General features: G+C 65.1%; 32 protein-coding genes. 20 read left to right on the forward strand and 12 right to left on the reverse strand.

Annotated elements, in window-relative coordinates:
- A partial coding sequence (locus C4S71_RS12610) for a DUF6444 domain-containing protein (RefSeq protein ID WP_235014359.1) occupies positions 1-232 on the reverse strand: 232 nt, incomplete at its 3' end.
- A 238-nt stretch (positions 233-470) separates the two neighbouring features.
- On the opposite strand from C4S71_RS12610, the gene C4S71_RS12615 reads away from it, so the two are divergent.
- From C4S71_RS12615 to C4S71_RS12625, 3 genes are read left to right on the forward strand one after another with little or no spacing between them, the layout of a single operon-like run.
- The gene (locus tag C4S71_RS12615) at positions 471-1,430 is read left to right on the forward strand and encodes a DMT family transporter (RefSeq protein ID WP_103969355.1); all 960 of its coding nucleotides are present in this window, start codon (positions 471-473) and stop codon (positions 1,428-1,430) included.
- The gene (locus C4S71_RS12620) at positions 1,427-2,170 is read left to right on the forward strand and encodes a carbon-nitrogen hydrolase family protein (RefSeq protein ID WP_103969356.1); all 744 of its coding nucleotides are present in this window, start codon (positions 1,427-1,429) and stop codon (positions 2,168-2,170) included. Before C4S71_RS12615 ends, C4S71_RS12620 begins: the two co-directional genes overlap by 4 nt.
- Before the next feature lie 37 nt (positions 2,171-2,207).
- Positions 2,208-2,708: an arsinothricin resistance N-acetyltransferase ArsN1 family B gene (locus tag C4S71_RS12625; RefSeq protein WP_103969357.1), complete on the forward strand. Its 501-nt coding sequence runs from the start codon at positions 2,208-2,210 to the stop codon at positions 2,706-2,708.
- A 30-nt stretch (positions 2,709-2,738) separates the two neighbouring features.
- On the opposite strand, the gene C4S71_RS12630 is transcribed toward C4S71_RS12625, so the two are convergent.
- The gene (locus tag C4S71_RS12630; RefSeq protein ID WP_103969358.1) at positions 2,739-3,383 is read right to left on the reverse strand and encodes an MBL fold metallo-hydrolase; all 645 of its coding nucleotides are present in this window, start codon (positions 3,381-3,383) and stop codon (positions 2,739-2,741) included.
- A gap of 171 nt (positions 3,384-3,554) precedes the next feature.
- On the opposite strand from C4S71_RS12630, the gene C4S71_RS12635 reads away from it, so the two are divergent.
- A complete protein-coding gene (locus tag C4S71_RS12635; RefSeq protein ID WP_103969359.1) occupies positions 3,555-4,619 on the forward strand; it encodes a calcium/sodium antiporter in 1,065 nt (354 codons plus the stop codon).
- Positions 4,620-4,629: 10 nt separating this feature from the next.
- On the opposite strand, the gene C4S71_RS12640 is transcribed toward C4S71_RS12635, so the two are convergent.
- On the reverse strand, positions 4,630-5,298 hold the full coding sequence (locus C4S71_RS12640; RefSeq protein WP_103969360.1) for a glutathione S-transferase family protein: 669 nt from the start codon (positions 5,296-5,298) through the stop codon (positions 4,630-4,632).
- 92 nt (positions 5,299-5,390) lie between these two features.
- Between C4S71_RS12640 and C4S71_RS12645 the strand changes: the two genes are divergently transcribed.
- The 3 genes from C4S71_RS12645 to C4S71_RS12655 all read left to right on the forward strand — a co-directional run bounded on the left by C4S71_RS12645 (position 5,391) and on the right by C4S71_RS12655 (position 7,456).
- Entirely contained in the window at positions 5,391-6,353 is a 963-nt protein-coding gene (locus C4S71_RS12645) for an arsenic resistance protein (protein ID WP_200825290.1), read from the forward strand.
- A gap of 102 nt (positions 6,354-6,455) precedes the next feature.
- The gene (locus C4S71_RS12650; protein WP_103969361.1) at positions 6,456-7,064 is read left to right on the forward strand and encodes a cell wall hydrolase; all 609 of its coding nucleotides are present in this window, start codon (positions 6,456-6,458) and stop codon (positions 7,062-7,064) included.
- A 194-nt stretch (positions 7,065-7,258) separates the two neighbouring features.
- Positions 7,259-7,456: a hypothetical protein gene (locus tag C4S71_RS12655; RefSeq protein WP_103969362.1), complete on the forward strand. Its 198-nt coding sequence runs from the start codon at positions 7,259-7,261 to the stop codon at positions 7,454-7,456.
- 41 nt (positions 7,457-7,497) lie between these two features.
- On the opposite strand, the gene C4S71_RS12660 is transcribed toward C4S71_RS12655, so the two are convergent.
- Entirely contained in the window at positions 7,498-8,388 is an 891-nt protein-coding gene (locus C4S71_RS12660; RefSeq protein ID WP_103969363.1) for a LysR substrate-binding domain-containing protein, read from the reverse strand.
- 160 nt (positions 8,389-8,548) lie between these two features.
- Between C4S71_RS12660 and C4S71_RS12665 the strand changes: the two genes are divergently transcribed.
- Both C4S71_RS12665 and C4S71_RS12670 read left to right on the forward strand, forming a co-directional pair.
- On the forward strand, positions 8,549-8,884 hold the full coding sequence (locus C4S71_RS12665; RefSeq protein ID WP_103969364.1) for a hypothetical protein: 336 nt from the start codon (positions 8,549-8,551) through the stop codon (positions 8,882-8,884).
- Between the two features lie 86 nt (positions 8,885-8,970).
- A complete protein-coding gene (locus C4S71_RS12670; RefSeq protein WP_103969365.1) occupies positions 8,971-9,690 on the forward strand; it encodes an SDR family oxidoreductase in 720 nt (239 codons plus the stop codon).
- Positions 9,691-9,697: 7 nt separating this feature from the next.
- Here C4S71_RS12670 and C4S71_RS12675 read toward each other — a convergent pair whose 3' ends face one another.
- Entirely contained in the window at positions 9,698-10,597 is a 900-nt protein-coding gene (locus tag C4S71_RS12675; protein WP_103969366.1) for an arylamine N-acetyltransferase family protein, read from the reverse strand.
- Between the two features lie 162 nt (positions 10,598-10,759).
- Between C4S71_RS12675 and C4S71_RS12680 the strand changes: the two genes are divergently transcribed.
- The 5 genes from C4S71_RS12680 to C4S71_RS12700 are packed head-to-tail and all read left to right on the forward strand — an operon-like array spanning position 10,760 to position 13,501.
- The gene (locus C4S71_RS12680) at positions 10,760-11,125 is read left to right on the forward strand and encodes an ArsR/SmtB family transcription factor (RefSeq protein WP_103969367.1); all 366 of its coding nucleotides are present in this window, start codon (positions 10,760-10,762) and stop codon (positions 11,123-11,125) included.
- A complete protein-coding gene (locus tag C4S71_RS12685) occupies positions 11,118-11,669 on the forward strand; it encodes an SRPBCC family protein (RefSeq protein WP_103969368.1) in 552 nt (183 codons plus the stop codon). Before C4S71_RS12680 ends, C4S71_RS12685 begins: the two co-directional genes overlap by 8 nt.
- The gene (locus C4S71_RS12690) at positions 11,642-12,037 is read left to right on the forward strand and encodes a VOC family protein (RefSeq protein WP_103969369.1); all 396 of its coding nucleotides are present in this window, start codon (positions 11,642-11,644) and stop codon (positions 12,035-12,037) included. Before C4S71_RS12685 ends, C4S71_RS12690 begins: the two co-directional genes overlap by 28 nt.
- Positions 12,038-12,050: 13 nt before the next feature.
- Positions 12,051-12,755, forward strand: a complete 705-nt coding sequence (locus C4S71_RS12695; protein WP_103969370.1) for a DUF899 domain-containing protein — start codon at positions 12,051-12,053, stop codon at positions 12,753-12,755.
- A gap of 50 nt (positions 12,756-12,805) precedes the next feature.
- A complete protein-coding gene (locus C4S71_RS12700) occupies positions 12,806-13,501 on the forward strand; it encodes an aspartate/glutamate racemase family protein (RefSeq protein WP_103969371.1) in 696 nt (231 codons plus the stop codon).
- 138 nt (positions 13,502-13,639) lie between these two features.
- On the opposite strand, the gene C4S71_RS12705 is transcribed toward C4S71_RS12700, so the two are convergent.
- Both C4S71_RS12705 and C4S71_RS12710 read right to left on the reverse strand, forming a co-directional pair.
- A complete protein-coding gene (locus C4S71_RS12705) occupies positions 13,640-13,843 on the reverse strand; it encodes a putative motility protein (protein WP_103969372.1) in 204 nt (67 codons plus the stop codon).
- A 110-nt stretch (positions 13,844-13,953) separates the two neighbouring features.
- The gene (locus C4S71_RS12710) at positions 13,954-15,138 is read right to left on the reverse strand and encodes an MFS transporter (protein ID WP_103969373.1); all 1,185 of its coding nucleotides are present in this window, start codon (positions 15,136-15,138) and stop codon (positions 13,954-13,956) included.
- Positions 15,139-15,303: 165 nt separating this feature from the next.
- Between C4S71_RS12710 and C4S71_RS12715 the strand changes: the two genes are divergently transcribed.
- The 4 genes from C4S71_RS12715 to C4S71_RS12730 are packed head-to-tail and all read left to right on the forward strand — an operon-like array spanning position 15,304 to position 17,660.
- Positions 15,304-16,326, forward strand: a complete 1,023-nt coding sequence (locus C4S71_RS12715) for an AraC family transcriptional regulator (protein WP_103969374.1) — start codon at positions 15,304-15,306, stop codon at positions 16,324-16,326.
- Positions 16,292-16,825: a GrpB family protein gene (locus C4S71_RS12720; RefSeq protein ID WP_103969375.1), complete on the forward strand. Its 534-nt coding sequence runs from the start codon at positions 16,292-16,294 to the stop codon at positions 16,823-16,825. The genes C4S71_RS12715 and C4S71_RS12720 overlap by 35 nt, the downstream gene beginning before the upstream one ends.
- A gap of 51 nt (positions 16,826-16,876) precedes the next feature.
- Entirely contained in the window at positions 16,877-17,194 is a 318-nt protein-coding gene (locus C4S71_RS12725; RefSeq protein WP_234238663.1) for an ArsR/SmtB family transcription factor, read from the forward strand.
- Positions 17,187-17,660: an SRPBCC family protein gene (locus C4S71_RS12730; RefSeq protein ID WP_103969377.1), complete on the forward strand. Its 474-nt coding sequence runs from the start codon at positions 17,187-17,189 to the stop codon at positions 17,658-17,660. Before C4S71_RS12725 ends, C4S71_RS12730 begins: the two co-directional genes overlap by 8 nt.
- A gap of 39 nt (positions 17,661-17,699) precedes the next feature.
- Here C4S71_RS12730 and C4S71_RS12735 read toward each other — a convergent pair whose 3' ends face one another.
- Positions 17,700-18,137: an META domain-containing protein gene (locus C4S71_RS12735; RefSeq protein ID WP_103969378.1), complete on the reverse strand. Its 438-nt coding sequence runs from the start codon at positions 18,135-18,137 to the stop codon at positions 17,700-17,702.
- Positions 18,138-18,299: 162 nt separating this feature from the next.
- Positions 18,300-18,620: a DUF1330 domain-containing protein gene (locus tag C4S71_RS12740; protein WP_103969379.1), complete on the reverse strand. Its 321-nt coding sequence runs from the start codon at positions 18,618-18,620 to the stop codon at positions 18,300-18,302.
- 116 nt (positions 18,621-18,736) lie between these two features.
- On the opposite strand from C4S71_RS12740, the gene C4S71_RS12745 reads away from it, so the two are divergent.
- A complete protein-coding gene (locus tag C4S71_RS12745) occupies positions 18,737-19,546 on the forward strand; it encodes a helix-turn-helix domain-containing protein (protein WP_235014361.1) in 810 nt (269 codons plus the stop codon).
- Here the strand turns inward: C4S71_RS12745 and C4S71_RS12750 are convergent.
- The 3 genes from C4S71_RS12750 to C4S71_RS12760 form a co-directional block, all read right to left on the reverse strand.
- Positions 19,543-20,550, reverse strand: a complete 1,008-nt coding sequence (locus C4S71_RS12750; protein WP_103969381.1) for a zinc-dependent alcohol dehydrogenase family protein — start codon at positions 20,548-20,550, stop codon at positions 19,543-19,545. The two genes, C4S71_RS12745 and C4S71_RS12750, sit on opposite strands and share 4 nt — an antisense overlap.
- Positions 20,551-20,643: 93 nt before the next feature.
- Positions 20,644-21,450, reverse strand: a complete 807-nt coding sequence (locus tag C4S71_RS12755; protein ID WP_103969382.1) for an aminoglycoside adenylyltransferase family protein — start codon at positions 21,448-21,450, stop codon at positions 20,644-20,646.
- A gap of 64 nt (positions 21,451-21,514) precedes the next feature.
- Positions 21,515-22,717, reverse strand: coding sequence for an MFS transporter (locus C4S71_RS12760; protein ID WP_160113387.1), 1,203 nt, complete (start codon positions 22,715-22,717; stop codon positions 21,515-21,517).
- 94 nt (positions 22,718-22,811) lie between these two features.
- On the opposite strand from C4S71_RS12760, the gene C4S71_RS12765 reads away from it, so the two are divergent.
- Positions 22,812-23,627, forward strand: a complete 816-nt coding sequence (locus C4S71_RS12765; RefSeq protein ID WP_103969446.1) for an AraC family transcriptional regulator — start codon at positions 22,812-22,814, stop codon at positions 23,625-23,627.
- Positions 23,628-23,674: the final 47 nt, after the last annotated feature.

The raw sequence follows: 23,674 nt of genomic DNA on the forward strand, positions 1-23,674 counted from the left end.
CGCCGGGGCGCCGCTCGCCTTTGGCGCGCGAGCGGCGCTGGCGATTGGGATCCTGGGACGGTGGCTTGCTGCTGTTGCGGCTACTGGTGGCCAGGCGATCGGCCATGAGCTTGACCAGCAGCATCAGCACATCGATGGCGGCACGCAGCGACGGCGAGACCGTCTGGTCTTCCTTGAGCTGCTGCCGGACCCGCTCCAGGGCCTCGTCGACGTTGATATCGCTGATGGTCATATCACCGCATAGGTGTGCCGAATGATGCTGTGCACTATGCCAGAAAAATCAGCTGGTTGGCGATATCCCATCCGCAGCCACCTGAATAGTTACACGCTTGGAACGTCAGATTCACTACGCCTGATAGGCAGCCCTGCTGCGCCAGCAGTTCGACCACTTCACTTCCAGCGCAAGAAGCGGAGTTCCTTCGTCGCCTTGCTGCCCTAGGTTGGCTCCATTACCAACCGGAGTGGTAGCGATGAAAACGATCGATCGAAGCATGGGGCGCACGCAGTGGGTGTTGTTGCTGGTCTTGTCGGTGCTGTGGGGCGGCTCCTTCTTTTTCGTCGGAGTGGCGGTCGCGGAGCTGGGGCCGATCACCATCGTGGCCCTGCGCGTGGGGCTGGCGGCGCTGGCGCTGCATGCGCTGATTTTGCTGCTGGGCCAGCGCATGCCGCGCGACCCGCGGCTGTGGATGGCCTTCTTCGGCATGGGCCTGCTCAATAACATGATTCCCTTCAGCCTGATCGCTTGGGGTCAGGGGCATATCGCCAGCGGCCTGGCGTCGATTCTCAACGCCACCACGCCTTTCTTCACCATCGTCGTGGCGCATTTCCTGACCCGCGACGAACCTCTCACCCCGGCGCGCCTTGCGGGCGTGGCAATCGGTTTTGGCGGCGTGGTGTACATGCTGGGCGCCGAGGTTCACGAAGGTGCCGTCAGCCACTCATGGGCGCAGCTTGCAGTGCTGGCCGGCGCGCTCTCCTACGCCTTTGCCGGGGTGTTCGGGCGGCGCTTTGGTGCGCTGGGCTGTTCGCCCCTGGTGGCCGCCTGCGGGCAGGTCACGGCATCGGCGCTGGTACTCCTGCCCTTGGCCCTGACGGTGGAGCGCTTCTGGCAGCAGCCATGGCCGGGGCTGGATACCTGGGCAGCCGTGTTCGGCCTGGCGCTGTTCTCCACCACGCTGGCCTACCTGATCTATTTCCGCCTGCTGGCAAGCGCAGGGGCGACCAACCTGCTGCTGGTCACGTTCCTGATTCCGGCCAGCGCCATCGTGCTCGGTATCTTCGTATTGAACGAGCGGCTGGAGTGGCGCCATCTGGCCGGCATGGGGCTGATCGGGCTTGGGCTTGCGGCCATCGACGGCAGGCCGTTGTGGTGGTTTCGAAAAATGGCTTACGCTTACCGGAAAGCCAGGCGAGAGGGAGCGGGCCGATGAAGCTGTGTGCCGTGCAGTACGCCTCGATAACGGGCGATATCGAAGGGAACGTGGCACGCCACACCGAGTTCATCGAACTGGCGGCAGCGCACGATGCCGAGCTGATTTTCTTCCCCGAGCTCTCGCTGACCGGCTACGAGCCGACGCTGGCCAAGGGACTTGCCACCCACCCGGAAGACCCACGGCTGGAGGTGTTCCAGCGCCTGAGCGACACTCATGAGATCGTGATCGGCGTGGGGCTGCCGCTGGTTACCTCGACGAAGCCGCGGATCGGCATGGTGGTGTTTCAGCCCCATTCGGGGCGCCAGGCCTATGCCAAGCAGCGGCTCCACGACGACGAACTGCCCTACTTCTCCTCCGGCGAGCGGCCGATGGTGATCGAAACCCGTGAGCACCGTCTGGCCCTGGCGATCTGCTACGAGTCGCTACAACCCGACCATGTCGCCACGGCGGCCAGTCTGGGGGCGGACGTCTATCTGGCCAGCGTGGCCAAGTTAGCGCCGGGCATGGACGAGGCGCATGCCTACTACGCCACCTTCACCCGTTCTCACGCCATGACGATTTTGATGGCCAACTGCGTGGGACCCTGCGACGGCGATGCCGGCGGGGGCCGCTCGGCGGCCTGGATCGACCGCGGCAAGCGTATCGCCAGCCTGGACGGCGAGCAGGAAGCCATGCTGATGCTCGACACCACCACGCTCACCGCTCGCGTGCTGAGCCTGGCGGCGCCGGCGGCCTAGGCATTGGATGGCAAACCATAGAGAGACGATATCGACCATGGAAATTACCCTTCGGCCTGCCGAAGCCGGCGATGCGGCCGCCATTACCGACATCTACAACCCTTTTATTGCCAACACCTGCATCACCTTCGAGATGGAGCCTATCGTGCCCCAGGAAATGGCTCGCAGAATCACCGAGACCCAGGCTGCCCAACTTCCGTGGCTGGTGGCAGAGGTAGAGGGAAAGGTGATTGGCTACGCCTACGCCTCGAGCTGGAAGGGTCGCTGCGCCTATGGCGGCTCGGTGGAGGCGACGATTTATCTGGACCCGAGCGTGACGGGCAAGGGGGTCGGGCGCCGGCTTTACTCGGCGCTGATCGATCAGCTGCGCCAGCGCTCCCTGCATACCGTGGTGGGCGGCATCGCACTGCCCAATGCCGCCAGCATCGCCTTGCATGAAGCGCTTGGGTTCGAGAAGGTCGCTCACTTCCGCGAGATTGGCTACAAGCAAGATCGATGGATCGATGTCGGGTACTGGCAGTTGCTCATGAGGCAATGAAAGCGTCGCTTACCTGACGCTTCGGCCCCTTCAACCCAGCAAGCGCCCCAAGGCGCCATCGACATGACGCTTCCAGTCCTCTGGTGTCGTTTCCTCAAAACCCCTATCACCGACGAAGGCGCTGCCGAACACCACGTCCGGCTCGAGTTCGCGCAGCAGCCTCAGGCTCTCGGCCAGCTGTTCGCGATCCTTTTCATCGTTGTGCCCGGGAATGAAGCCGGCGTGCCAATCGCTCTTCTTGCCACGGTAGAGAGTATCCCCGGTGAACAGGTAGCGCTTGCCATGAGGCGAGTGCACCAGGAAGCAGGTGCTTCCCGGGCTGTGGCCTGGGGTGGGGATCACCTCGACACTGCCCAGATGCATCTCGCGCCGCTCGAACAGAATGTCGGGCGTGCGATAGCGGGCAAACTCATCCCGCTCGGCACGATGGCCACCCAGCTTGGCCCCGAATCGCTGGTGAATGGTCTTGAGTGTTTCCCCCAGCTCGTCCTGGTGGCTCAGGTACTGGTAGGCCACGCCGCCCAGCTCAGCCATTTCATCGATCTCATGCTGATGCCCAGTGTTGTAGAAAAGGACATTGCCCCCGTCCCGGGTCAGCAGGTAGGCGTGAACGGTCAGCCCGGGAAAGGGGCTCTCCATTTCGGTTTCCCAAATATCCGGTTGAACGCGTTGCATGATTCGCTCCTTTGCGTGGTTACACAGCCGAAGCGTAAAACCTCAAGCAACATTGAGGTCAAGAAGAGCAATAACCACGCCGGGAGCGGTAAACTACGCTCTTGAAGAAAAGCCAGGCATGCATTCCCGCACTGTGGATAAGATACGACTTGAACGGTAAGGAACTCTCGAATGGTGACGCTGCTGCTGTTGGCCCTCGGCCTGGGGCTGTTGATCGTGGGTGCGGAGGGTCTGGTGCAAGGTGCGTCGCGCCTGGCGGCGCGATTGGGCATTCCGCCGCTGGTGATCGGGCTCACGGTGGTGGCTTTCGGCACCAGCGCACCGGAGCTCGTGGTCAGCCTCAAGGCCGCTCTGGACGGTCAGGCGGGCATCGCCATGGGCAACGTGGTGGGCAGCAATATCTTCAACGTGCTGTTCATCCTCGGCGTCTCGGCGCTGATCGTGCCGCTGGCGGTGGCCCAGCAGCTGATCCGCCTGGATATTCCGCTGATGATCGTGCTTTCCCTGGTAGTGCTGGTGATGACACTGGACGGCAGCGTCGGCCGGCTCGACGGTGGGCTGCTGGTCCTTGGCCTGGTGGTCTACACCGTCTTCCTGCTTTGGCAGGGGAAACGCCAGGCGGCCAGCGACGAGCCGGCAGCCGACCGCGAAGCCCTGGCCCGCCCCGGATGGCATGATGCACTCTACGTCCTCGGTGGGCTTGCCATGCTGGTGGCCGGCTCACGTCTGTTCGTCGACTCGGCCGTGACCATGGCCGGCTGGTTCGGGGTCAGCGATCAGGTGATCGGACTGACCCTGGTGGCGGCAGGCACCTCGCTGCCCGAGGTCGTGACTTCGATCGTTGCGGCCCTGCGCGGCCAGCGCGACATCGCCGTGGGCAACGTGGTGGGCAGCAACATCTTCAACCTGCTCGGCGTGCTGGGCATCACCGCCCTGATCGCCCCTGCCGGCATCGCCGTCACCCAGGCCATGCTCAGCCTCGACCTGCCGGTGATGGTCGCGGTAGCCGTCGCCTGTCTGCCGATCTGCTTCACCGCCAGCGCCATCGATCGCTGGGAAGGGGCCGTGCTGCTGGGTTACTACGTGGCCTATACCGCCTATCTGGTACTGGCTGCCACCCACCACGACGCGCTGGCCGGTTTCAGTGCCCTGATGCTCTATTTCGTGCTGCCGATCACTGCCCTGACCCTGGCCGTGCTGGTCGTGCCCGAGCTGCGCCGAAGAGCGAACGAGTAGCGCCTGAGGCTCAGCCCAGCATGTCCATGGCCGGCTTGGGGGAAACACCCTGGGCCAGGGCCGCCTCACGCTCGGCGACCTTGGCCCGCTGGAAGGCCTCCCGTGCCTGCAGGCGCTGCCAATAGGCCGCCACGGCGGGTTTGAAGCGCTCATCCAGGCCGATGTAGCTGGCCAGCAGCAGCGCATAACCCACCGACACGTCGGCCGCGGTGAAGCGCCCGGCGCAGACGAACGCTTCACGCTCCAGGCGCGGCTCCAAGGTACGCAGGCGGGAGAGGAACCAGCGTGAGTAGTCCTCCACCACCTGGGGCAAACGGCGCTCCTCGGGCTCGAACCGGCCGTAGCGCAGCACCAGGGTCTGGGGAAAGGTCAGCGTCGCTTCGCCGAAGTGCAGGAAGTTGAGGTAGTCGCCGTAGGCGGGGTCGTCCGGCGTTACCGCGAGGCCCGCCTGGGGATGGCGACCGGCGAGATACTGGCAGATGGCCGCCGATTCGGTCATCGCCACCCTGTCGTCGAACAGCGCCGGCACCGTTCCCAGTGGATTGATCTCAAGAAAGGCTTCATCGCGTACCCGGGGCGGGAAATCGTGCATCACCAGTTCATAGGGCACTCCGATCTCCTCGAGCAACCAAAGGGGACGAAACGAACGAGCGCTGACGCAGTGATGGAGTGTGATCATGGCGGCCTCCGGTCTGTCCTTGAACGTATTGGCTTTACAGGCACGAAGCGGCTGCGCGATGCTGAGCCGCCACTGCCAGGGAGCCCTTCAGATTGACACGCCAGACGCTCGAGAAGTATCAGGTCTTGGTCTATCTGGCGTTCATCGCCATGGGCCTGGCGCTGGGTAGCGCTTTGCCGCAGCGGGTCGGCGTGCTGGAAGCGCTGCTGTGGCCGTTGCTGGGGGCGCTGCTCTACGTGACCTTCACCCAGGTGCCGCTCACGCAGCTGCGCGCCGCCTGGCGCGATACGCGCTTTCTGGCCGCGGCGGTGGTCGGCAATTTCGTCCTGCTGCCGCTCATCGCCTGGGGGCTGGCGAACCTGTTCGTCACCGAGCCGGCGGTACGCCTGGGCCTGCTGCTGGTGCTGTTGGTGCCATGTACCGACTGGTTCATCACTTTCTCTCACTTGGGTGGCGGCAAGGCGCAGTACGCCATCGCCTTCGCCCCGGTAAGCCTGCTGTTGCAGCTTGCCTTGCTTCCCCTCTACCTCTGGCTGTTCCTGGAGGAAAGCCTGCGCCTCGCCCTGGTTCAGCGTGAGCTGTTGCTGGCCTTTGCCGGGCTGATTCTGCTGCCGTTGCTGCTGGCCTTCATCACCGAGAAGTGGGCCCAGGGACACCTCAAGCGCGCAGCCGGCATCGAGCGACTGGGATGGCTGCCGGTACCGCTGCTGGCCCTGGTGGTGTTCAGCATTGCCGCCACCCAGGTGAATGTCGTCGCCGGTTCCTTGCCGCTGCTCGGCGGGCTGTTGCTGGCCTTCATCGGCTTTCTGTTGCTGGCAGCTGGCTTGGCCCGGCTGCTGGCATCCATGTGGAAACTCCCCACCGCCCAGGGGCGGGTACTCGCCTTCAGCCTGGGCACACGCAACTCCTTCGTTGTGCTTCCCTTGGCCCTTTCCTTGCCTACCTCCTACGAGCTGGCCGTGGTCGTCATCGTGTTCCAGTCGCTGGTTGAGCTGATCGGCATGGCATTCTTCCTGTGGTGGGTGCCACGCCGCCTGTTCCCTGCCGTAGGATGAAAACCATGCGGTGGCGTCGGGGGGGCAGCACATCCGGACCGCTATACTCGTTACGTAACCTCTTCACTTCGCGAACCATAACGACACAACAAAGGTTCCGCCATGCGCCTTCCCCTGCTGGCCGGCTGGCTTTTCCTGGCGCTGCCCATCGCAGCCGTGCTGGCCGATAGCACGGTGCAAGCAGAAGAAGCCGTACGCAAGACCGAGGTACTGGAGCAGGTCGTGGCGCCGGATGTTGAGGTCCGTGAGCCGGTGAAGCCGCTCGAGGAGCAGGAGGCGCAGGTCATAGATCCGGAGGGCAGCGACCCGCTGGAAGAGCCGCTTACCTGCCTGGCACGCAGCATCTATTGGGAAGCCAAGGGAGTACAGGGCCGCGACATGGAGTCGGTCGCCAACGTGGTGATCAACCGGCTTGCCAGCGAGGAGTTTCCCAACACAGTCTGCGAGGTGGTAAAGCAGGGCTCTGAGCAGAGCCCGTGCCAGTTCTCGTGGTGGTGCGATGGTCGCCCCGATGAGGTGGTGGAGGGCGATGCCTATGAAGTGGCCAAGGAAGTGGCGCGCCAGGCGCTGAACCGGGAGCTGCCCGACCACACCGACGGCGCGCTCTATTTTCACGACCGCACGGTGCGGCCCCACTGGGCCAACGAGTTTCTGCTGACCATCGAAACCGAGGCGTTTTTCTTCTATCGCCCCAACGACATGGCGCAGTGAATCGTCATCTGTTGCCACCGTCACCCGACCGCTGCCTACGATTTTTTTGGTAGATGCACGAATCGGCACGGTTTCGGTGCGTCTGGATTTGACCGGCCCCGCTTCGGGAACTCACCATGCAGTTACAAAAAGAACAAATAAAGCCCCTGACATTCTCAGCCATCACAAGGGGCAACTTGCAGGAGGAAACGCTTATGATCGTCTCACTGATCCCCAGTATCGCTTCCGTTCCCCAAACCCAGCATGAAGCGGATATCGAAGCCTTGCTCGACGGCCTGATGAGCGATGAAGGCCTGAGCCGGCAGGAGCGTGACGAACTGCTCGATCTGCTGATACTCGAGCGGGCCGAAATCAAGCGTCAGCTCAATCGCATCCGCGAAAAACGCGGCTGACCTGCCAGTCATGCCAGGCAAATGCGCTGGCAGAGAAAGATTCAAAGCTTCTGAAAAGCCGCCATGACCTGCCCTGCCAGCGTTTCGCATGCCTGATCGGCGCCGGGCCGCCTCACCATCGCCAACTGATATTCGCCCAGCGGCGGCAACAGGCCGGGATCGATACGCTTCAGTGGCGGTCGCACCAGGCTCAGCGGGAAAGGTGCCACCGCCAGGTCGGCGAGCATGGCCGCCTCCTGGCCGGCACAGTGCTCGCAGGAGTAGGCGATGCGGTAACTCAAGCCGGCCCGGTCCAGGGCTTCGAGGGCCATGCCCCGCCAGGCGCAGCCGGCGTGCGCCAGAGCTACCGGTAGCGGCGAGCGCTGTGCGGCAAGCCCGCCTTCCCGTCCCGCCCACACCAGCGGTTCGCTGTGAACGATCTCGCCGCGTATCTCCTGCCCCGGGTTGCCGGCGGTCACCAGAATCAGATCGAGCTCTCCGGCTTCCAGTCGAGCCAGCATCTCGCGGCTGCTGCCCACCACCACGTCGACCTGAACCGCCGGGTGCGAGCGGGCAAATTGCGCCAGCACACCGGGCAGGATGCGCGTGCCCACGTCATCGGTGGTGCCGAAGCCCAGCCGCCCCGACACGCTGGGTGCGAGGAACTGCGTCACCGCCTCCTCGTTGAGCTTGAGCAGGCGCCGCCCATAGCCGAGCAGCGTTTCTCCCTCGGGCGTGAGGCGTACCTGGCGGGCCTCGCGAACGAACAGGGCGTGGCCAAGCGTCTCCTCCAGGCGCTTGATCTGCATGCTGAGCGCCGAGGGCGTGCGAAACACCTGGCGCGCGGCCCGGGTGAAGCTGCCGCATTCGGCAATTGCCACGAAGGTACGCAGCACGTCGGTATCGAGCAGCGGCAGCGGCGAATGCAGGGTGGTGGGGGGCAGTTGGGTCATGGTTCCACCTTTCAATTTCTCTTAAAGGAGACTCTAGTCTTTTTCGTTGGATTGATCCAATCGCAAGCGCGACACTGTCCTGCAAGAGGTCGCGACCCTCCACTCACTTTCAAGCGAGATCACGGCAGCCAGCCTGTGGCAGCCCGTGAGGAGGTGCGACATGAGTCAGTACGAACCGCTGCATCATCATCAGCCCCAGCCGACGCAAGCCAAGCATTCCACGCCGCCGCCCCAGCCGGACTTCTATATGCCGGCCATGCCGCCCCTGGAGCTTATCCATGCCATCGAAACCCTGCTGCACCGCTACCTGCGCCGACGGCGGTTCCGCCAGCGCTATCTGCCGCTGCTGGCCCACGACGACCATATGCTCGACGACATGAACCATCGGCGCGACGACATCCTATGGGCCTCGCGTCTGCCGCTGAAGGAGGACGCCGAGCAGGCCCTGGCCGAGCGTCGCGCACAGCGCAAGGCAGCACGGGGAAAGCTTTGCTGAGCTCCTTTGCTGAGCCCAGCGCTTGACCTCAGCTGCGCTTGAGGTCGTACGGTGCGGGCAACGTCAGCACAGCAAGGAGCAACACCATGAACGTGATGATCGTGGGCGCAAGCCAGGGCCTGGGCCGGGCTTTCATCGAAGGGCTTGGCGATGACGGCGACCGCTTGATCGGCGTATCGCGTCGCATGCCGGAACCGTTGCCCGTACGCGCCGGACTCGAGATCGACTGGATCGAGGCCGATCTGGCCTCACCCGAGCGGGCGTCCGCCACGCTGGCCGAAGCCGTGGAAGCGCGGGGGCTCGACGTGCTGGTCTACAACCTGGGGCTGTGGGAAAGTCGGGCCTTCGAGCCGGACTACCGCTTCCTGGACGACAGCCCGGCGGAGATCCAGCGCATCGTTACGGTCAACGTCAGCGGCGCCATTCTGCTGATTCAGGCGCTGCTCCCCGTGCTGCTGCGCTCCCGTGCGCCGCGTATCGTGCTCACCGGTTCGACCTCCGCCCTGCCCGGCCACGGCCGGCCGGAGGTCGCCTTCGGTGCCACCAAGCACGCCCTGCGCGGCGTTGCCGAGGCGCTGCGCGAGGGCTTTCGCGAACAGCGCCTGGCGGTGACCTGCCTGCAGCTCGGCTATCTCAACACCGAGGACGACCTGAGCGTGCCGCTCGAACGCGCAGCCCGCCGCGGCGACGGCGAGCTCATTCCCTTGCACGACGTAGTGCAGCTGGTGCGCACTCTGCTGGCGCTGTCGCCCAGCGCCTATGTCAGGGAGGTGGTGATGCCGGCAGTTGCCGATAAACGTTTCTAGCGATCCCTCAGGTTCCGAGCTGCTCCCCCTCGGAGGTGGTCTCGACGAGCGTCTCGGCTCGTTGCAGCAGCGCGCGCTCCTGCTCCGGGGTCAATGCCAGGCCGAAGCGTTGGCGCAGCACGTCGGGCAGCGCATCGGCTTCAATCCGCTGCAGCTCCGGCGCCTGACCCGGGCGGAAGATCTTCAGCTCGAGATCGGTGAGCGCCAGCCGAATCTCGGCGCCGTTGTGCTGAGCCACGATGCGCCGCACGAAGGGCGATCCGGGGTGGCGAGAGGCCAGATAGTTGTATTCGCCAGAGTCGGCGCGATAGCAGGGTTCGTCACTGAACTGGTAGATGTTGAACCATTCACCGAGGCGCTTATGACGCAGCAGCCAATACCCCAGCGGCGAGCGCTCCAGGCGATACTCCCAAGGGCCATGACTCACCTCAAGGTCCGCCTCGAGCCGGATCGGCTCACGCGGCCCGACATTGCCGACGCCGACATCGACCATCCAATCATGGCCCGCGACTTTCACCACCAGCAGGGTATGCCCGAGAGGAGTGACGACACTCGCATCCTCGCCCATCAGCATTCTCGCGTTGCGCCCCGCAACCTCGAAGCCGAGCCGGTCCAGCACCGTGGCGAACAGCGTGTTCTGCTCATGGCAGTAGCCGCCGCGCCGACGTCGTACCAGCTTGTCCTGGAGGCTTTCCAGGTCGATGCGGATCTCACCACCGGTGACGATCTCGAGATTCTCGAACGGCACCGCGGCGAGATGCGCCTGCTGGAGCGCCGTCAATGTCTCCAGGCTGGGGGCCAAGGGGCCACGGTAGTCGATACGTGCCAAATAAGCGTCGAGATCGAGCGCCGACGTCTCCCACTGGGTCGATTCATGAAGGGGTTGGGCGTTCCGTACAGCCTGCATGGCGTTCTCCTGTTCCTGCTTGTCTTGTAGAGCAACCTTGTAGCGCAGGCTAATACCTCAAGTTTGCTTCAGGTAAAGCGGAGACGTTTCTATCGCTCTGATAGTTTCAGGACATTCAACCAAGAGGTTGACTATCTCGCTCGCAAAGGCTATATCAACCATATGGTTGAATATGACGAAACGCATCTGGATCGGGTCTTCCATGCTCTGGCCGACCCAACCCGCCGCCTGCTGCTCGAGCGGCTGGCGGCGGGTGAGCGCAAGGTCGGCGAGCTGGCCGAACCGTTCCCCATCTCGCTGGCGGCCGTTTCCAAACACGTTCGCGTACTGGAGCAGGCGGGGCTGGTGGAACGCCGTATCGAAGGGCGCTCCCACTACTGCCGGCTACGACCGGAGCCGCTGGCAGCGGCGGAGCAGTGGCTGAGCTTCTACGAAGGCTTCTGGAGCCAGCGGCTGAACGCGCTGGAAACGGCGCTCAAGGCCGCCCCGGATGGCCAGTCGACGAAGGAGGAGAAGCAAGATGAGTGACACCGACTACGGCGAGCAGATTGCCGAAGAGAGCGTCCGCTTCGAGCGCCTGCTGCCGGGGCCCATCGAACGGGTCTGGGCCTTCCTCACCGAATCGGACAAACGTGCCCAATGGCTCGCGCCCGGCAACATGGAGCCGCGGGCGGGCAGCACCTTTGCTCTACACTTTCACAATACCGAGCTGACACCCGACAGAACGCTGCCCAGCGAGCGCTTTCGTCAGTTCGACGGCAGCTTCACGACACAACACCAGGTGCTGCGCTGCGAACCGCCTCATCTGCTTGCCTGGACCTGGGGCGGCGGCAACGAAGCCCCTTCGGAGGTGACCTTCGAACTCAGCGAGGCCGGCGAGCAGGTGCGCCTGGTCGTGACCCACCGCCGCCTCGCCGATGACGGCACCATGGTCAACGTGGCTAGCGGCTGGCACACCCACCTGGGCATCCTGGCCGAGGTGCTGCACGGTCAACCGCCCTCCCCGTTCTGGCCCACCTTCGAACGTCTCGAGGAGGAGTACCGATGCCGCATCACATCGCCCCGCAACTGATGTTCGAAGGCAACGCCGAGCAGGCCATGCGCTTCTACGTCTCGCTGTTCGACGATTCCGATATCGTCCGGCTCGAGCGCTACGGCTCTGAGGAGCCGGGGCGGGAAGGCAGCATAAAGCAGGCCGAATTCACCCTGGTCGGCAGGCGGTATACCTGTATCGACAGCCACATTGCCCATCCTTTTACCTTTACGCCCTCGATCTCGCTGTTCATCGAGTGCGAAAGTGCCGAGGAGTTCGAGCGCCTCCACCAAGCCCTGACGGAAGGCGGCGAGACACTGATGCCGCCTGACGACTACGGTTTCAGCACGCGCTTCGCCTGGCTCAACGACCGCTTCGGCGTCTCCTGGCAACTCAATCTGGCTTGAGGAGCAAGACTCCATGACGACCTCACCCTTGCCTCCCATCGTCTCCGAAGCGGAGTGGCACAGCGCGCTGGCGGAACAGATCGCTCGCGAAAAGGCCCATACGCGTGAGCGCGACAGGCTCAATGCCGCGCGGCGCCGTTTGCCGATGACCGAGGTACGCGCCGATTACGTCTTCGAAGGGCCACAGGGAGAGGTCACCCTACTCGACCTGTTCGAGGGGCGTCGTCAGTTGATCGTCTATCATTTCATGTTCGGGCCCGACTGGGAGGCCGGCTGCGACGGCTGCTCCTGGGTGGTGGATGCCATGACCCACCCCGCCCATCTCAACGCCCGCGACACCAGCCTGGTGCTGGTCTCCCGGGCGCCACTGGAGAAGCTCCAGCGTTACCAGGCGCGCATGGGCTGGCAGCATCCGACGTGGTTCTCGTCGCTGAACGGCAGCTTCAATCAGGACATGGGCGTGACCAGCTGCAACTGCCATGCGCCGGATACCGACCGCGGCGAGCGGCACGGCATCAGCGTCTTCCTGCGCGACGGCGAGCGGGTCTTTCGCACCTACTTCAGCGGCAAGCGCGGCGTGGAGTACCTGGGCAGCCTGTGGACCTACCTGGACCTGACGCCCTACGGCCGTCAGGAAACCTGGGAAGAGTCACCGCCCGGCTGGCCGCAGACGCCACCCTACGTATGGAATCGGCGTCACGACGAATACGAGACATAGCGGCACGGCAAGTAATACTGGAATAACGACAACCAGAGGGAACGCAAAACATGAAGACCATCGGCCTGCTCGGCGGCATGAGCTGGGAATCCACCGTCAGCTACTACCGTGCGCTCAACGAAGGGGTGAAGGCCGCCCTGGGCGGGTTTCACTCGGCCAAGCTGTGTCTCTACAGCGTCGACTTCGCCGAGATCGAACGGCTGCAGCATGCCGGCGACTGGGACGCCACCGCCGAGATCCTGAGCCGGGCCGCACGCAGCGTGGAAGCCGCCGGGGCGGATTTTCTGCTGATCGGCACCAACACCATGCACAAGGTCGCGCCGGAGATCGAGGCCTCGATCACGATTCCGCTGCTGCATATCGCCGATGCCACGGCACAGCGCTTGGCCGCCGACGGCATTCGCCGCGTCGGCCTGCTCGGCACTCGCTTCACCATGGAGCAGGATTTCTACAAGGGGCGGATCGCCGAAGGCTTCGGCATCGAGGTACTGGTGCCCGACGCCGCTCAGCGCGATCTCGTGCATGAGGTGATCTACCACGAGCTGTGTCTGGGGCAGGTGAAGGAGACCTCGCGGCAGCGCTACCTGGAGATCATCGAATCGCTAAGCGAGCAAGGGGCCGAAGCGGTGATCCTCGGCTGCACCGAAATCGCCCTGCTGGTACAGCAGAGCCACACCACGGTGCCGCTCTACGACACCACGGCCATTCACGCCGAAGAAGCAGTGAAGTGGGCGCTACAGAAATAGGCTTGAGCTGAAAAATCTTCGAGCGAAGGCCAGACAAGGCAAAAATCAGCGAAAAGACGGAGTTTACCGGTTGTAAATGAGTACTTTGAGCTGATTTTTAACGCTGTATGGCCAAGCGCAGAAATTTTTCGGCCAAGACTAGGCGTAGGTATTGATCTGCGTACCCACCATGCCATCGTTAGCAAGCTGCGGCTCCACCGAAGCCGAGGCCATCAGCGCCTGGACCTGATCCTTCTGCATGTCCAGCGCTTCCTTGTAGACCTCGAGCTGCACCTGCTGGGCGGCTTGGGCCTGCTGCATGACCAGCGACTGGCCGACGATGGTGTTGACGGCGGAATCCATGGCATTTTCTCCGTTGTTGGTTCTTCTGTCGCCCCACGCTAACAGCTGAAGGAAGCGAAGGCAAAAACGCAGCCCGCCGAAGCGGGCTGCGCACTTCTACCAGGCAGCGTTCAGGTCGAGGCGCTTGCCAGCGGTCGTGTCCTCACCCCCATCAGAATCATCAGTGCAGCCAGCAGCAGTACCGCGGCGCTGGCGGCGAACACGTTCAGCGCTCCGCCCAGATCGAAGATCAGCCCACCCGCCGCAGCGCCGGTGGCGATCGCCAGGTTGATGGCAGCCACCAGCAGCCCGCTGGCGCTCTCGGCCTCGTCCGGCACCGTGCGGGTGAGCCAGGTCGACCACGCCACCGGGATGGCACCGAAGGCCAGCCCCCACACTGCCACCAGCGCGGCATCGGTGGCCGGCGTGCTTTCCAGCAGCACCAGGGATAGGCCGAGCGTACCCATCAGCAGCGGCATCAATATCATGGTCAGCCGCAGGCTGCGTTCGACCATCCAGCCACCCAGGTAGTTGCCGAGGAAGTTGGCCACGCCGAAGCCGAGCAGGATGGTGGCCACACCGCTCACGCCGACGCCGGTCACCGTTTCGAGGAACGGACGAATGTAGGTGAAGAAGGCGAAGTGGCCGGTAAAGACCAGAGCCGCGGCCAGCATGCCCAGGCCGACTCGTGGCCGCATCAGCACGTCGAACAACGTACGCAGGCGGGTCATGCCGCTGGGTGCCATCCGCGGCAGGGTGAGGAATTGCACGATCAGCGCCAGCACGCCCAGCATTGCCGCCATGCGGAACACGTCGCGCCAGCCGAACAGATCGCCGAAGTAGCTACCCAGCGGCGCCGCGGCGATGGTCGCGGCGGAAACGCCGCTGAACATGATCGACAGCCCCCGCGGCACCAGATCCTCAGGCACCAGGCGCATCATGGTGGCGATCGACATGGTCCAGAAGCCGCCCAGCGCCATCCCCAGCAGCACGCGCCCGATCAGCAGTACCGTCAGGTTGGGGGAAAACGCCACCATCAGGTTCGAGGCCACCAGCAGCATGGAGAATCCCAGCAGCACATGGCGCCGGTCGATGCGGCGGGTCGCGGTGGAGATCAGCAGGCTGGTCAGCAGCGCCACCGCCGCGGTAACCGTCACCGCCTGACCCGCCATGCCTTCGGTAATGCCCAGGTCCGCCGCCATGGGCGTCAGCAGGCTGGCGGGCAGAAATTCCGCCGTCACCAGCCCGAACACACCGAGGGCCATCGAGATTACCGCCCCCCAGGCGGGCCGTGCCCGCGCTGCCAACTCGTTCATGCTCGTTCTCCTTTCCTAGAGAAGCATTCGTCAGGAACGAGAAGACTAGAGCGACCGGGCCGGACGATCTATGCTAGAAGCTCTCGAATAATTGATCGTTCATCCGAAACTTGTGAACGGTAACGCTGAAGGCGGCTGCGCAAATACGAATGAGGGGGGCGTGAGATGCCGAAACCGGAACTGCCCAACGACCTGGTCAGCGAGCTGCTGCTCGGCATGCGCCTGCGCGGTATCGCCTACCGCCGCATTCAGCTCTCGCCGCCCTTGGGGGTCGAGTTCGGACAGGTGGAGGGCTGGGCGCAGTTCCACTTCGTGGCCCGCGGCCCCGTCTACCTGCGCAGCCCCAGCGGCAGCGTGCATACCCTGGCCACCGGCGATGCGCTACTGCTGCCACGCGGCGGTTTGCATGCCCTGCTCTCGACACCCGACCAGCCGGCACAGGACGTTGCCGCCTTCGAAAGTGCCAGGCTGTGCGAGGCGGTCAGCGCGATTCGCGCCTGTCCGAAGGACTGCACCCTCGACGGCGCCCTGACCTTCAGTGGCTGCATGGAATTCGACCTGGGCAGCATGCACGCCCTGGTCTCGCTGATGCCCGAAGTGATGTACGTCGGCACTCTGCTGGAGCGCCAGCCCGAGATCCTGCCCATGCTCGAGGCGATGGAGCGCGAGGCGAAGAGCGAGCGTGCGGGTTATGCCGCCATTCTGGCGCGACTCGCCGACGTGATGGCGGCCTTCATCGTGCGCGGCTGGGTGGAGTGCGGCTGCGGCGATGCCACCGGCTGGATCGAGGCCCTGCGCGATCCGCGCCTGGGGCGCGTCATCGCCGCCCTGCACCGCGAGCCGGGGCGCAACTGGACGGTGGCGGAACTCGCCGCCGAGATGGGCAGCTCGCGCTCGGTGTTTGCCGAACGCTTCCTGGCGGTCACGGGCATGACGCCGCATCGCTACGTGACCGAGCTGCGCATGCGCCTGGCGGCCCAGTGGATCGGCCGCGAGCGCCAACCCATCGAGACCGTCGCCTATCGCCTGGGCTACGGCAGTACGGCCGCCTTCAGCCGCGCCTTCAAGCGCATTCACGGCCACCCGCCCGGTGCCCTGCGTCATCGGCTAGAGCCCGCTGCCATCCTGCAATCCTCCGCTTCAGAGAGCCCCCATGAACGAAGCCCAGTCGCTGCAGCAGGCCATTGACGAGCCGGTACGCCTGGTGGAATACGACCCCGCCTGGCCGGCACGCTTCGACGCCGAGCGCAGCCGCCTGCGGGAGCGTTTCCCCGCCGAGCTGATCGAGGTGCAGCATATCGGCAGCACCGCCATCCCCGGCATGCCGGCCAAGCCCATCATCGACGTCATGGCCGGGGTCGCCTCCATGGCCGTGGCCGACGCCCTGTTCCAACCGCTGCTCGAACACGGGTACGTGACTTCGGTGGAGTTCAACGCCAGCCTGACCGACCGGCGCTGGTTCATGCGCCATGCCAACGGCCGCCGTACCCACCATCTGCATGTGGTGGTGCACGACGGCAAACTATGGCGCCAGCGGCTCGCCTTTCGCGATGCGCTGCGCCCCGACCCAGCGCAGGCCGAGCGCTACGCCGCCCTCAAGCGCGAGCTGGCTTCGCGTCACGGCACGGATCGCGAAGCCTATACCCGGGCCAAGGGTGAGTTCGTGCGCTCGATCATTGCCTCCTGACTTCTTGACATGCAACTAAACAGTTGCCTAAATTGCTTCATGCAGAACGACATGAATGACGTCTTCAAGGCCCTTGCCGATCCCTGCCGCCGCGAGCTGCTCGACCGTCTGTACGAGAACAACGGGCAGACCCTGGGCGAACTTTGCGAGCGCATGGCCATGACTCGGCAAGGCGTCACCAAACACCTGGCACTGCTGGAAGCGGCGAACCTGGTCGTGGTCGTGTGGCGCGGCAGGGAGAAGCTGCACTACCTGAATCCGGCACCGATCCAGCAGATCCACGAACGCTGGATCGGGAAGTTCGAGCGTCGCCGACTGGAGGCGCTGGAAACGCTGAAGAGAGCCCTGGAGGACTCCCAAGATGGATAAGCCCGAGTTCGTTTACGTCACCTACATCGACACCACCCCGAACAAGGTGTGGGAAGCACTGACCAATGGCGAGTTCACCCGCCAGTATTGGGGCGGTCGCAGTATCACCTCGGACTGGCAGGTCGGCTCGACCGTCAAGCATCTCAAGCCGGACGGCACTCTCGACTGGGCAGGTGAGGTGCTGGAAGCCGACCCGCCGAGGCGCCTCTCCTACACCTTCGCTCCGTCCAGCGAGATGTCGGGGCAGAAAAGCGAGCAGGCAGCCCAGCCCCAGGCTGAGAACCCTTCTCGGGTCACCTTCGAGATCGAGGAGTACATGGGCAAGGTTCGCCTGACGCTGACTCACGACCGGTTCGAGCCGGGCAGCAAGGTGCTACAAGGTATCAGCGTGGGCTGGCCCGCCATACTCTCCAGCCTGAAATCCTTGCTGGAAAAAGGCGAGCCTCTGTTCCCTGAGTGGGGCTGAGGGGTCGAACAGTCTCCAATCTCCGAAGGCGGTCGCGGCCTAGTTGAGATGCACCGCCTCGAAGTGCGCCACGGCAGCGCCAGACGCATCGCGCAGGGTCAGCGTCTGGCCTTCGATCTGCCAGGTGGCCGTCGCCTCCAGCGCGGCCAGGAAGGCCTGCTCGGTCTCGCCGCCCTGCAGGCAGGCCATGCGCGTGGTGATCAGGGGGCCGAAGTGGAGGGCGTCGTTGTCCAGCCGATAGTTGCCCGCCAGGTGGTTGCATCCGGTGGAGCCCGCTATACGGTTCTCCTCGGTGTGCAGCACGAAATGCGCCTCGCGCTGGTTGTCCCCCGCCTCGGGCGTCGCATCGCCGACCTGGGTCAGCTTCCAGTAGGTGTTCACCAGCGGCTCGTCGTGCGTCATCGCTCCCTCCATGGCGGTACACCCCATCAGCACGATGGCCAGCGATCCCAACAAGATGGCAAAGCGCCTTTTCATTCTCGTTCCCTCATCCTGCTTTCTCCACTCCCGCCGCTAACGCAGCGGGCTCCATGTGCCGTAATGTCGGAAAAGCCGCGGCGAATAGCCAGCCTGAATTACGCAGATACCGGGGATTTCGCGCCCTCGGTCACAAGGCCAGGCTGACACCGCCTGGAGTATCTAACCAAGAATGTCGATGCCGCGGTGCCCTTCCTCGACGCCCTCCACCAGGATCACGTCGCCCATGGCGTTGGCGGTGCGCAGCGGCAGGATGCGCCGGTAGGCCTCGGAGCGATACCAGGCCCGGGCCTGCTCCAGGCTGGGGAAGCCGAGCATGATCGTATCGCCCTGCCAGCTGCCCTCCAGCACCTCGGTGGGGCCGCCGTGGATCAGGTAGCGGCCGCCGTAAGGCGTGAGGGTGGCATCGATCTTCTCCAGGTACTCGACGATCTCGGGGCCCATGGTGACGTCTTGCAGGCGGGCGATGGCGTAGGCGGTCATGGCGTTGCTCCAGTGGTGGGTTTGCCTCGACAGCTTCGCCCCGCTGGTGCGGCCTGGCGATTACCTGCAAGGTAATAGCCACGCATATCGCTTGGCGCTAATCTGGCTTTATGGCAATGAATTCCCCTACCCCCGGGCAGCTGTTGAAGGAGTGGCGTCAGCGGCGGCGACTGAGCCAGCTCGCGCTCGCCGCCGAGGCCGAGATCTCCCAGCGCCACCTCAGCTTCGTCGAGTCCGGAAGGGCCATGCCCAGCCGGGAGATGCTGCTGCGCCTGGCGGAACAGTTGGGCGTTCCCCTGCGCGAGCGCAACCGGCTGCTGCTCGCCGCCGGTTTCGCCCCCGCCTTCGGCGAGCGCGGCATCGACGCCCCCGAGCTGGGTGCGGTGCGCGGCGTGATCGAACGGCTGCTGGCGAGCCACGCCCCCTACCCGGCGCTGGCCGTCGACCGCCACTGGCACCTGCTGCTGGCCAACCGCCCGCTCGAGGCGTTGCTCGACGGCATCGACGCCGAACTGCTGAAGCCGCCGGTCAACGTGCTGCGGCTCACGCTGCATCCCCGGGGGCTCGCGCCGCGCATCGGCAACTTCCGCGAATGGCGCGCCCATATCCTCGAGCGCCTGACACGCCAGGCCGAGACGACCGCCGACCCGGTGCTGGCCTCGCTCGGCGAGGAGCTGAAGGGGTATCCGATACCGGCCGGCGCCCGCCCTCACCTGGCCAGCGCCTCATCACGCCACGGCGGCATCGTCGTGCCGCTGGAGCTGGTCATGCCGGATGGCCGCGTGCTGTCGCTGCTGAGTACCACCACGGTGTTCGGCACCCCGCTCGACGTCACCCTTGAGGAGCTCGCCATCGAGTCGTTCTTTCCGGCGGACGCGGCCACCCAGGAAGCGCTGCAGCAGTTGGCGGCCGCCTCAGCGGGTTAGAACGACAGGCAGATCTTTCCAAAGTGACGTCCCGACTCCTCGTGGCGGAAGGCGTCGGCGATCTCCTCGAGCTTGAAGGTGCTGTCGATGATCGGGCGTACACCGCAGGCCTCGATGCCGCGCACCATCTCCTGCTGGTGGATGCGGCTGCCGACGATCAGCCCCTGCAGACGTGCCTGCTTGGCCATCAGCTTGACGGTGGGCACCTCGCCGCCGCGCCCGGTCAGGATGCCGATCAGCGCAATATGGCCGCCGATGCGCACGGCGTCGATGGATTGCGGCAGGGTACCGGGGCCCCCCACCTCGATCACGTGGTCGACGCCCTGACCTTCGGTCAGCGCCTGGACCTTCTTGCCCCACTCCGGCTCGGCCTTGTAGTTGATGGTGTGGTCGGCGCCGAGCTTCTTGAGCGTCTCGATCTTCTCGTCGGAGGAGGAGGTGGAGATCACTCGCGCCCCCATGGCCTTGGCGAACTGCAGGGCGAAGATGGAAACGCCGCCGGTGCCCAGGGTGAGCACCGTATCGCCGGCCTTAAGGTTGCCGTCCACCACCAGCGCGCGCCAGGCAGTGAGCCCCGCCGTGGTCAGGGTGGCGGCCTCTTCGTGGCGGTAGCCCTTGGGCGCGTGGGTGAACCAGGTGGCCGGGCGAATGACCTGCTCGCGGGCGTAGCCGTCGATGCCGTCACCGGGCGTGGTCTTGAAGTCGGCGACCCGCGCCGGGCCGTCGAGCCAGTAGGGGAAGAAGGTGGAGACCACCGCATCGCCAACGACGAACTCCTCGACCCCCTCGCCAACCGCCTCGACCACGCCCGCCCCATCGGACATGGGAATGCGGCCATCCTCGGTAGGGATCATCCCGGCGACCACGGCATAGTCGTGGAAGTTGAGCGAGCTGGCATGGATCCGCACGCGGATCTCACCCGGCCCCGGCTCGCCCGGCGCATCGCGTTCGACGACCTGCAGTTGATCCAACCCACCGCCGCTGCCCAGGGTAACGACCTTCATGGAATACTCCTTAGCAATTCGAGCCAGCAATTCGAGCTAGCAATTCGAAAAAATGAGCGTGCTAAGAGACTAGCCTAATGGGCCCGCCTTCGGTCAAGCGATGGCGCGCTGCAGATAGGCCGCCAGCGCTTCCACCTGCGGCTTGCGCCGTGCCCATTCGTCGCCGTCTTCAGGACGTTCCCCTTCAGAACCATCCCCTTGGAGATAGCTGCGCCGCGCCAGCGCCATGGTGGCCCGATGCTCGGGCGGCAGGCGCTCCAGCGCCCAGGCGGCGGCAACGTCCTTGGGAGCGATCTCTCCCGTCTCCAGGGTCATCCACATGCGCGCCAGGGTCAGCAGCACGTTGCGCTCATCGCCCTGCAACCCCGCCATCAGGCCAGGCAGTGAATCGAGGATGGCCCGGCGCAGGTCCGTCTCGGGAATCGGCGCCACAAGCTCAGCGAGCTCCGGCCCGTACAGGGCGAGGCTGCACTGTCTGGCGGTGGTCAGCACCACGGCCAGATCGGGATCGGCAGCCGCCGGCGGTATACGGCCCTGCTCGAACTCGTCCCGCAGCCACTCGCCGTAGACCAGCTCGCTCCTCGGCGGGTAGTGCCACGGCATCAGCCCCTGACGGCACAGCAGCGTCACTTCCAACGGCCTGGGTGAGCCGTCGTTGGCGGGGCTGCCGGAGACCCGCATCAGCGCCTCGACCAGCCGCCGGCGTATCGCCTCCTCGGGTGGCTGGCCGACGATCACCAGCACGTCCACGTCGCTGTGGGGTCGCAGGCCGCCGGCAAGTGCCGAGCCGAACAGATAGACGCCAACCACGCTCTCGCCCAACTCACGGGCGACGATGTCGAAGGCGTCCCTGGCCTCCTGCGGTAGCGACTGGCCGGCCGCTCGAGATGAGAGTTCCATCGTGTCCTCCATTCTCCTGATGCGCCACGCCGAACCGCCCGCGCACTCCCCGTTACCCTCGATGTTACTGGCTATCGCCGAGAGCCGCCTGCGCGTAGCGTCGGGCCGGCAGCAGCAAGGCCGCCATGGCCACTCCGACGGCACAGGCTGCCAGCAACAGGTAGAGCCGGACGAATCCGCTGGCCGGCTCGTAACCCCAGGCCACTATCGGCACGGCCAGGGCACCGACTCCCAACGACAGCACGTACTTCACGGCAAAGACCCGTGCCCGCCAGGCGCTCGCGGTATGGCGTGCCACGATGGCATCCTGCACCGGAATGACACCGAACACCGTCAGCATCAGCCCTAGCGACAGGGCAACGATCTGCCATTGCCCACCCTGTACCATCAGCAGCAACAGCGGAACCTGCAACAACGCCAGCAGCAGCATCAATTGCCGCGGCGCGACCCGGTCCACCGCCCTGCCGGTGACGAGTTGCGCCATGGAGGCGCTGGCGAAGATCAGCGAGGCCAGCCCGGCGGCACCGAGCAGGGCATTCCCGCCGCCGCTGAAGGCGTCTTCCATGATCTTGGGCAGCGCGACAGTGGTGGAGGCAAACACGAGGCCGCCCATCAGAGCGGTGACGATCAGGTAGGCCAGGATCCGGCCCGGTATGGCCGTTGAGGCCTTCACCGCTGCCGGCGCATCGCCGGCCGACCGTAGCGGCTGACGCGGCTTACGCTGCGCCGGTACCAGCGCCAGGTAAGCGATGCCACTCGCCAGGCACAGCGCCCCGGGGATGAAGAAGGCTGCCTGCCAGCCGAGCATGCCCGTGAGCGCACCGGTCAGCAGCGGCGCCGCCGCGACGCCCATGTTGCCCCACACGCCGTTCACCCCCAGCGCCTGACCGACGCCATCACTGCTCTCCGCCACCATGGCGATGCCAACGGGATGATAGATGGCCGCGAAGCTACCCATCAGAAACAGCCCGGCCGCCAGCTGGTAAGGGCCGCTCGCAAAGCCTGTGAGCATGGAAGCCGCACCGAGTCCCAGGAACATCAGGGCCATCATGCCGCGCCGACTCCAGCGGTCGCCCAGCCAGCCCGCCGGCAGGGTAAAGGCGGCAAAGGCGACGAAGCCCGCCGTGGCCGGTAGTAGCAGCGCAGCGTAATCGCCCTGGCCGCGTCGCTCGAGCGCCACCGCCACCGTGGGATGGATCAGCATGAAATAGTGGGCGTAGGCGTGCCCCAGGTTGAGGAACAGTAGCGGAACGCGTTTGCCGTTCATGGCCAGACTCCAGAGTTGCCGAGCTTTCAGGCTAAACTGGACGCGAAGCGACTTCTCTCGCCATTCTGACAAGACATATCGCGAAACGGACAACATGCCCCACACCCTGGCCCACGCCACGCCCCTGTCACGCGACGCCCTGCAGCGGCGCATCGAGAGCGCCTCGGGTCCGGTACAGCCCTATGCCTGCGACTACCCCGCCGGCTGGGACACCGGCCGTCATCATCACCTGCGCCATCAGCTCGTCTTCGCTATCCAGGGCGTGATGACGGTGGCGACCCCAGCGGGGTGGTGGGTGGTGCCACCCCAGCTTGCGGTATGGATTCCCGCTCGCCTGGAGCATGCGCTGCTGATGCACCGGCCTGTGAAGCTGCGCACCCTCTATCTCGATGAGCGGCTAGGGCCATCGGCCCAGCCACGCGTAGTGAACGTCTCGCCGCTGCTGCGCGAGCTGATACTGCGTTTGATGGAGCTGCCAGCCGAGGCGACCGCCCACGGCGCCGGAGCGCGATTGGTAGCGGTACTGCTGGACGAGCTGCACGCGGGACCCACCGTCCCGCTGCACCTGCCCGAGCCCGACGATCCCGCGCTGCGGCGGATCTGCACCGCCCTGCGTGACAACCCGGCTAACCGGGACGACCTGACCACCTGGGGCAGTAGGGTCGGCGCCTCGTCACGCACCCTGGCACGACGCTTCCTGGTGCAGACGGGCATGGGCTTTGCCGCCTGGCGACAGCAGGCCCGCCTGCTCGCCGCCCTGCCCATGCTGGCGGAAGGGCGCTCGGTCACCGTCGTGTCCCAGGAGGTCGGTTACGAATCGCCCAGCGCCTTCATCGCCGCCTTTCGCCGCAGTCTCGGCACCAGCCCTGGGCGCTATTTCAACAAGCCCTTGGCCTCCTCCGATTCGTGACCTAGCTTTAAGCCTGCCCCCAATCGGGCCTACCTTCTCGCCCTTGA

It is taken from the genome of Billgrantia desiderata, from assembly GCF_900108215.1.
In the GTDB taxonomy this organism is placed as follows: Bacteria; Pseudomonadota; Gammaproteobacteria; order Pseudomonadales; family Halomonadaceae; genus Halomonas; species Halomonas desiderata.

Coding starts and splice junctions, on each gene's coding strand:
- C4S71_RS12725 (WP_234238663.1), top strand. CDS start 16,877: ATGAATGACGTCTTCAAGGCCCTTGCCGATCCCTGCCGCCGCGAGCTG.
- C4S71_RS12640 (WP_103969360.1), bottom strand. CDS start 5,298: ATGATCACACTCCATCACTGCGTCAGCGCTCGTTCGTTTCGTCCCCTT.
- C4S71_RS12635 (WP_103969359.1), top strand. CDS start 3,555: ATGGTGACGCTGCTGCTGTTGGCCCTCGGCCTGGGGCTGTTGATCGTG.
- C4S71_RS12755 (WP_103969382.1), bottom strand. CDS start 21,450: ATGGAACTCTCATCTCGAGCGGCCGGCCAGTCGCTACCGCAGGAGGCC.
- C4S71_RS12710 (WP_103969373.1), bottom strand. CDS start 15,138: ATGAACGAGTTGGCAGCGCGGGCACGGCCCGCCTGGGGGGCGGTAATC.
- C4S71_RS12690 (WP_103969369.1), top strand. CDS start 11,642: ATGCCGCATCACATCGCCCCGCAACTGATGTTCGAAGGCAACGCCGAG.
- C4S71_RS12685 (WP_103969368.1), top strand. CDS start 11,118: ATGAGTGACACCGACTACGGCGAGCAGATTGCCGAAGAGAGCGTCCGC.
- C4S71_RS12715 (WP_103969374.1), top strand. CDS start 15,304: ATGCCGAAACCGGAACTGCCCAACGACCTGGTCAGCGAGCTGCTGCTC.
- C4S71_RS12705 (WP_103969372.1), bottom strand. CDS start 13,843: ATGGATTCCGCCGTCAACACCATCGTCGGCCAGTCGCTGGTCATGCAG.
- C4S71_RS12735 (WP_103969378.1), bottom strand. CDS start 18,137: ATGAAAAGGCGCTTTGCCATCTTGTTGGGATCGCTGGCCATCGTGCTG.
- C4S71_RS12695 (WP_103969370.1), top strand. CDS start 12,051: ATGACGACCTCACCCTTGCCTCCCATCGTCTCCGAAGCGGAGTGGCAC.
- C4S71_RS12625 (WP_103969357.1), top strand. CDS start 2,208: ATGGAAATTACCCTTCGGCCTGCCGAAGCCGGCGATGCGGCCGCCATT.
- C4S71_RS12765 (WP_103969446.1), top strand. CDS start 22,812: ATGCCCCACACCCTGGCCCACGCCACGCCCCTGTCACGCGACGCCCTG.
- C4S71_RS12670 (WP_103969365.1), top strand. CDS start 8,971: ATGAACGTGATGATCGTGGGCGCAAGCCAGGGCCTGGGCCGGGCTTTC.
- C4S71_RS12760 (WP_160113387.1), bottom strand. CDS start 22,717: ATGAACGGCAAACGCGTTCCGCTACTGTTCCTCAACCTGGGGCACGCC.
- C4S71_RS12700 (WP_103969371.1), top strand. CDS start 12,806: ATGAAGACCATCGGCCTGCTCGGCGGCATGAGCTGGGAATCCACCGTC.
- C4S71_RS12660 (WP_103969363.1), bottom strand. CDS start 8,388: ATGACCCAACTGCCCCCCACCACCCTGCATTCGCCGCTGCCGCTGCTC.
- C4S71_RS12750 (WP_103969381.1), bottom strand. CDS start 20,550: ATGAAGGTCGTTACCCTGGGCAGCGGCGGTGGGTTGGATCAACTGCAG.
- C4S71_RS12720 (WP_103969375.1), top strand. CDS start 16,292: ATGAACGAAGCCCAGTCGCTGCAGCAGGCCATTGACGAGCCGGTACGC.
- C4S71_RS12655 (WP_103969362.1), top strand. CDS start 7,259: ATGATCGTCTCACTGATCCCCAGTATCGCTTCCGTTCCCCAAACCCAG.
- C4S71_RS12630 (WP_103969358.1), bottom strand. CDS start 3,383: ATGCAACGCGTTCAACCGGATATTTGGGAAACCGAAATGGAGAGCCCC.
- C4S71_RS12665 (WP_103969364.1), top strand. CDS start 8,549: ATGAGTCAGTACGAACCGCTGCATCATCATCAGCCCCAGCCGACGCAA.
- C4S71_RS12675 (WP_103969366.1), bottom strand. CDS start 10,597: ATGCAGGCTGTACGGAACGCCCAACCCCTTCATGAATCGACCCAGTGG.
- C4S71_RS12680 (WP_103969367.1), top strand. CDS start 10,760: ATGGTTGAATATGACGAAACGCATCTGGATCGGGTCTTCCATGCTCTG.
- C4S71_RS12620 (WP_103969356.1), top strand. CDS start 1,427: ATGAAGCTGTGTGCCGTGCAGTACGCCTCGATAACGGGCGATATCGAA.
- C4S71_RS12745 (WP_235014361.1), top strand. CDS start 18,737: ATGAATTCCCCTACCCCCGGGCAGCTGTTGAAGGAGTGGCGTCAGCGG.
- C4S71_RS12740 (WP_103969379.1), bottom strand. CDS start 18,620: ATGACCGCCTACGCCATCGCCCGCCTGCAAGACGTCACCATGGGCCCC.
- C4S71_RS12650 (WP_103969361.1), top strand. CDS start 6,456: ATGCGCCTTCCCCTGCTGGCCGGCTGGCTTTTCCTGGCGCTGCCCATC.
- C4S71_RS12730 (WP_103969377.1), top strand. CDS start 17,187: ATGGATAAGCCCGAGTTCGTTTACGTCACCTACATCGACACCACCCCG.
- C4S71_RS12615 (WP_103969355.1), top strand. CDS start 471: ATGAAAACGATCGATCGAAGCATGGGGCGCACGCAGTGGGTGTTGTTG.